This is a genomic window from Bittarella massiliensis (ex Durand et al. 2017) (genome assembly GCF_009876955.1).
Lineage (GTDB): Bacteria > Bacillota > Clostridia > Oscillospirales > Ruminococcaceae > Bittarella > Bittarella massiliensis.
Genome location: NZ_WWVY01000043.1, coordinates 1 through 5,194 on the forward strand (window position 1 = coordinate 1; position 5,194 = coordinate 5,194).

The following is a 5,194-nucleotide window of genomic DNA, read 5'->3' on the forward strand; positions in this document are numbered from 1 at the left end:
CCATATCAACATGCGATAGGGCACTGCAGCCCGGTCTGTTTCATAACGATTGATTGCGGATTGATTGCTTCCCGCCAGCTTTCCCAATTCCACTTGTGATAGGCCCGCGTCCTTGCGGATAATGCGCAGCCTTGTTCCTACCGTGACCATAGCACACCTCCCAATTTTAATTATACTTATTTTCAGATTATAATCAAGAGGTGTTTGCGATAAAATATTGAGCTAAAATAGTGCCGTCATCGAGCGAAGTTTTACAATTTCGTGCGGCAACAAGCACTTGGATAGCAACTGATTTGTTACTTGAAAGAAAACTTTTCTTCAGCGAAGGATATTCTTTTTTAGATTATAAATCAAATATGTCAGGATAAAAGGAGCATACGGTCAAAATCGGATCGGGAAGCCCCTTTCCTGTAACGGTCACGCCGAGCGTTGCCTCTGGCAAAGCTTCTGGCGTTTGGCTGTTTTTTATATTGAGCCATGCCTCACTTGTTTGCTCCCAAACATCCGAATTTTCAAAACCGTAATCAATAACCGCATAAATTGCCGAATATCCTTTGTACTCACAAAGCTTCAACACTATATTCGCTTCTATTTTTTCTTTTCCTCTACAGACGAACACTTCCTTTTGGGCTGCATACCTCCATAGTTTAGCTTCTTCGTAGAAGTCTTCTTCCATAAGTGCAGCATCTTCAGGAGAACAAATTGTTTCAATCGCTTGGTATGCGTCTGTTCCAGGCAATTCCGAAAGTTGCTCATATTTGTGTTCTTCGCCTGATATATTTTTGCGCGTCGTACATCCTACCAAAAATATCAAGAAAAGGAATGCCCCAAGCAAAAGAAAATGTTTTTTTGGAATCATCATATTCGACACCAGTACGACCTCTAATTTATATGTGTTGCTGTCCTGTATTTTTATATTATAAATGATTCTTACATAAAATGTGCAAATAAGAATTCTGAACAGAGATAACAAGTTATAAGAGCGATGAACAGAACCATAATCCCGATTGCTTGTGTGCTCGCGCTAAAGAGCGCACAGATGTGGAACAACGGGTATGTACTAAGCCACTTCGCATTCGTTAAGCCGGAGACACTGAGCAGCGGCGGCAGAGAAAAAATGAGCAGAGACGCAAACATTGCGCCAAAGGTGTTGCCAATCCGCTGCGAAAGAGCCAGCGTTACACAGGCCATACAACTCACTGCAGCAAGTCTGGAAAAAATCTGGATTGCCACCATTAGAAATAAAGGTATCTCCGGCGCATTGTAATATTCGCTGATACTGTAAACCGGAGCCATCCATGTGCCAAGTCCGTAGTCACGGATAGAGACCCAAAAGCGCGGCAAAAGGCTGAGCGCCGTTATTAAGCCGCATACAGTAAAAGAAAGCAACAGCTTGTACCGCACGGTGGCACGCCGTCCAAGCGGTGTTGTGCCGATGACTTTGATCATCCCCGTCTGCCGCTCCATTGCGAACAACCCGGAAAAACATACTGCACATAGGATAGATGCCCAAAGCGTATCAGGCAAATCCTGCGTGTCATATTGATCGAACAGCTTCAGCCAGCCGGATTCATAGACCATTTCCATACGAGGTTTTTCTTTCAGCATCTGAGCCTTGTAAATAACACGCTGGAATACATTCATTTTCTGCTGCAAACTGGAGTAACCCTGCATCATTGCCTGGTATTCCTGTGAAGTTATCTTTTTCGACATTAACGCAGCATTGAGCTGGTAGATGGGGCGAAATTCTTCTTGCTGCTGCGAGAGCCAATCAACACTTTCCTGTGTCAACGGACCTTCCACATGCTTCATGTAATATTGGTAATAGATCTCGTCCGCGTCGATGTAGCTTTCCGTTGTCACTGCGGTATAGACTTGAAACCCCGCAAATAACAAAAGCAATAATGCTGTGCCCTGCATCACCAACAGCTTGTAGGTTTCCTGATGCATTGGCGTCGTGAATGCGGGGATTTTACGCCTGAAAAGTCTTCTGCCTGTCCGACGTCCCGCTGCAGTAAAATAGTGACGGCTGAAAATAAAGCAGAATGCCAGCGCAAACAATATACCGAACAAAACAGCGGCAACGCACTCCACCAAAAGCAGAGGAATCGGGTGATCAAACCAATACAGATTGCGGTATCCGCCCAGCAGCTCATTGGTGCGCAGTAAACTTATGAGATTGGCGTATTTGATCACATTCAATCTGCTGGTGGCAGGGATAACAGATCGGATGAACAGGTTGAATACAATAAGAGCCAAAGCCCCCAATGCGCCCGTGAAAAGCCTTCTGGCAAACAGCATCGCCAGCATTACCCATATACCGCAGATGAATGCCGCCAGCCATTTCGTGAGAAAAAAACAGAACAGATATTGGCCGACCGTCAGTTTCCATGTGCTGCGCATCAGCTGCGGCACACTTTGAATGGAGCGGTTCAATGGCCCCAGACCATAGAGCCCGCCGCAGTACAGAAGGTTGACGCCATACAGGCAAGCCAGAACAACTGCGAGGCTTGCGCCCAATGCCAGCAGCTTTGCGCCAGCGGTATGCAGCCTGCCCGCCGGAGTAGAACGCACCAGCGCGAGCAGACCGTTGTCCCGCTCGGCCCGGACAAGCACCGTGGCAATGAGCAGCATCGCAAATACGGTTACGACATCCGTAAGTTCAAAATCCAGCGCGGTCATGATGCCTTTTTGCGGATAATACTGAATGGACGTACCGCGCATATCCCTGAACGCTTCATCTGTGACACGGATGTTTTCCATGTCGTATCCGCTTTTGCTCTCCGCGAAAATAGAAATCGAGGAAAGCTGCCGGGCTTTCTGTTCGATGGATGTCAGAAATTCTTCGTATCCGTTTACCTGCTCAAATTCCAGAACGATGGTATTCAGAAAACGGTATTCCTGTGCCAGCGTTTCCCCGTACTTCAGGAACCCGCCTGCTTCATAAATATCATAATACTGTTCAAAATCATCGGCGTAGGTTTCGCGGAGACGTTCGTCTTTTTGACCGTTGTTGTATGCTTCTGTGCGCAGGATGTTATAGATATGGCTCAGTCCCTCTGTGCGGGCCAGCTCTTCATGCAGAAAGTCATCCATCTCCTCCATGCTCATGCCGGAAATCTGCTGTTCCAGCTTTCGATAAGCAGAGGAGGGAACATTGCCCGGCGTATGGCCCGTGCCGAACCACAGCAAAAACAGGTTGGCGCCGAGCAGCACGGAAAACGCCAGAAGAAAAAAACGGCTGTGCCACACCTTGCGCAGCTCAGCGGAAAGCAGGCGTATCATGCTTCGTCCTCCCCGAAAATGGTGAGGTAGACATCTTCCAGTGTGCCACCCGGCGCGTATTTTTCAATAAGTGCGGCAGGAGACGCCTGGTCCACAAGTTGTCCTTCCTTGAGCAGCAGGATTTCACTGGCAACGTGCTCCACATCGCTGACTACGTGTGTGGCAACAATAATGATGCGGTCATGGGCGAGTTGAGCCAATACCTGACGCAGGCGTACACGTTCTTTTGGGTCCAATCCGGCGGTGGGTTCGTCCATGATGAGGATCTGCGGCTCACCCAACAATGCGGCGGCAGCAAGCAGACGCTGTTTCATGCCGCCGGAATAGGCTGCCAGACGTTTTTCCAATTCACTGGAAAGGTGTACCAGCTCTGCGACACGTTGTACTTGTAACGCTGCATCACTCCGGGGAATTTCTTTGAGTGCTGCTATGTACAGCAGGAAACGGCGGCCTGTAAAACTGTCATACAGATTCTGCTGCTGCGGCATATATCCAAGGACGCGCCGAAATTCCCGCCCCATGCGCAGGACATTTTTACCGTTCCACAGTACCTTTCCGCTGGTAGCGTCCAGATTCCCGGTGATGATATTCATCATGGTGCTTTTGCCTGCGCCATTGGGCCCCAAAAGGCCGTAAAGGCCCGGGCCGAGAGTGAAACTCACTCCGGCCAGGGCCTTTTTGGATGTTTTCTTTGTGCGGTATGTTTTCGTGAGATGCTGCAGTTCCAGATGGCATTCTATATTGGGCNTTTTTACCGTTCCACAGTACCTTTCCGCTGGTAGCGTCCAGATTCCCGGTGATGATATTCATCATGGTGCTTTTGCCTGCGCCATTGGGCCCCAAAAGGCCGTAAAGGCCCGGGCCGAGAGTGAAACTCACTCCGGCCAGGGCCTTTTTGGATGTTTTCTTTGTGCGGTATGTTTTCGTGAGATGCTGCAGTTCCAGATGGCATTCTATATTGGGCATAAATAATCCCCCATATGATAGTTGTGCTCGACGCTTACTTTGCTAGATAGATAAATTCGGCTTCGAGTAGCATGATCGGTATGCAAAATACTACCTCTACTTGAAGAACAATAAAAATTGACTTTCCATTGTGAATGATAGCATACAGTAGGTTGACTGACTGCTGTTGGATTATTATGCATGCAATTTGTTAGATCGTTTGCCTATGGCCGTCTTGCTGTTGATTTTACGAAAGCTTTTCTTCAAGAAGTTGTTCGATCATTATATATTCGCCCTTTGATTTCAAATAGTCATCAACGCTGATCATTCCCGGACGGCGATAGGTTATACCATCCACCACTTCCTCAACAGCATCCACCAAAAGTGTATCAGAGAATTGAGCGATGATGTTTATCGGCTTTCGGGTGGCCATGAGATAGTTGGATAATGTTATCTCGATAACCTCTCCGGTTTCGGTATTAACAGCATATTGGGTGTAAAGAAGCTCAATGTTTTTTTGTGCGTCATAGTGTTCTTGATACAATTGATTAATCAATACATAATCATCGATGAAACCGACAATGAAAAANATATTGGGCATAAATAATCCCCCATATGATAGTTGTGCTCGACGCTTACTTTGCTAGATAGATAAATTCGGCTTCGAGTAGCATGATCGGTATGCAAAATACTACCTCTACTTGAAGAACAATAAAAATTGACTTTCCATTGCGAATGATAGCATACGGTAGATTGACTGACTGCTGTTGGATTATTATGCATGCAATTTGTTAGATCGTTTGCCTATGGCCGTCTTGCTGTCGATTTTACGAAAGCTTTTCTTCAAGAAGTTGTTCGATCATTATATATTCGCCCTTTGATTTCAGATAGTCATCAACGCTGATCATTCCCGGACGGCGATAGGTTATACCATCCACCACTTCCTCAACAGCATCCACCAAAA

General features: G+C 46.8%; 5 protein-coding genes. All 5 read right to left on the reverse strand.

The genetic code is table 11. The annotated features are described in order from the left end of the window. Positions 1–150 (reverse strand): helix-turn-helix domain-containing protein (locus tag GT748_RS16065; protein WP_161222408.1); only part of this gene is annotated, 150 nt, incomplete at its 3' end. Positions 151–343: 193 nt separating this feature from the next. Then, the gene (locus GT748_RS14955; protein ID WP_161222409.1) at positions 344–871 is read right to left on the reverse strand and encodes a hypothetical protein; all 528 of its coding nucleotides are present in this window, start codon (positions 869–871) and stop codon (positions 344–346) included. A gap of 59 nt (positions 872–930) precedes the next feature. Continuing rightward, positions 931–3,285: a hypothetical protein gene (locus GT748_RS14960; protein ID WP_161222410.1), complete on the reverse strand. Its 2,355-nt coding sequence runs from the start codon at positions 3,283–3,285 to the stop codon at positions 931–933. Beyond that, a complete protein-coding gene (locus GT748_RS14965) occupies positions 3,282–3,881 on the reverse strand; it encodes an ATP-binding cassette domain-containing protein (protein ID WP_368034551.1) in 600 nt (199 codons plus the stop codon). Before GT748_RS14965 ends, GT748_RS14960 begins: the two co-directional genes overlap by 4 nt. Next, positions 3,820–4,251: an ATP-binding cassette domain-containing protein gene (locus GT748_RS16070; RefSeq protein WP_368034552.1), complete on the reverse strand. Its 432-nt coding sequence runs from the start codon at positions 4,249–4,251 to the stop codon at positions 3,820–3,822. Before GT748_RS16070 ends, GT748_RS14965 begins: the two co-directional genes overlap by 62 nt. Positions 4,252–5,194 lie beyond the last annotated feature (943 nt).